The following is a 733-nucleotide window of genomic DNA, read 5'->3' as shown; positions in this document are numbered from 1 at the left end:
CACTCGCGGCAGGCGGCGCGGTCGTCGGATTCGTCCACCGCCTGCGCGGCGGCCCAGGGCACGAGGCCATCCACCAATGCCCGGTGGGCTTCGCCGAAGAACGGCAGGGCGAGGTGCGCCGTGGACGGGGCGGCGGGCGCGGGGGGTGTGGCGGCGTGCATGGCCTCAATCCCCCGCGAACACGGGTTTCTGCTTGGCCGCGAACGCCTCGTAGGCGCGGCGGAAGTCCTGCGTCTGCATGCAGATGGCCTGCGCCTGGGCCTCGGCCTCGATCGCCTGGTCGATGGTCATGCTCCACTCCTGGCCCAGCATGGTCTTGGTCATGCCGTGCGCGAAGGTGGGGCCCTCGGCCAGCGAGCGGGCCGCGGCCTGCACGTGGGCGAGCAGGTCGGCCGATTCGTGCAGGCCGTTGAAGAAGCCCCAGGCCAGCCCTTCCTGCGCCGTCATCGCGCGGCCGGTGAACAGCAGCTCGGAGGCGCGGCCCTGCCCGATCATGCGCGGCAGCAGCGCGCAGGCGCCCATGTCGGCGCCGGCCAGGCCCACGCGGGTGAACAGGAACGCGGTGCGTGCGGCGGGCGTGCCGTAGCGCAGGTCGCAGGCCAGCGCCACCATGGCGCCGGCGCCGGCGCAGATGCCGTCGATGGCGCCCAGCACCGGCTGCGGGCAGGCGCGGATGGCCTTCACCAGATCGCCCGTCATGCGCGTGAACTCCAGCAGTTCGGGCATGGTCATG

1 protein-coding gene and 1 pseudogene are annotated in these 733 nt (G+C 73.3%); both read right to left on the bottom strand.

Annotated features, from left to right (window positions below):
* Positions 1–161 (bottom strand): annotated as a pseudogene (locus AC27IQ_RS26275) (acyl-CoA dehydrogenase family protein); the annotation flags it as partial.
* 4 nt (positions 162–165) lie between these two features.
* Positions 166–733: enoyl-CoA hydratase family protein (locus AC27IQ_RS26270; RefSeq protein ID WP_487091404.1), on the bottom strand; the 568-nt coding region annotated here is incomplete at its 5' end.

This window comes from Acidovorax sp. KPB24-07, assembly GCF_057543315.1.
The sequence above is the reverse complement of the archived record's forward strand: the minus strand, read 5'-3'. Positions and strand labels throughout refer to the sequence as shown.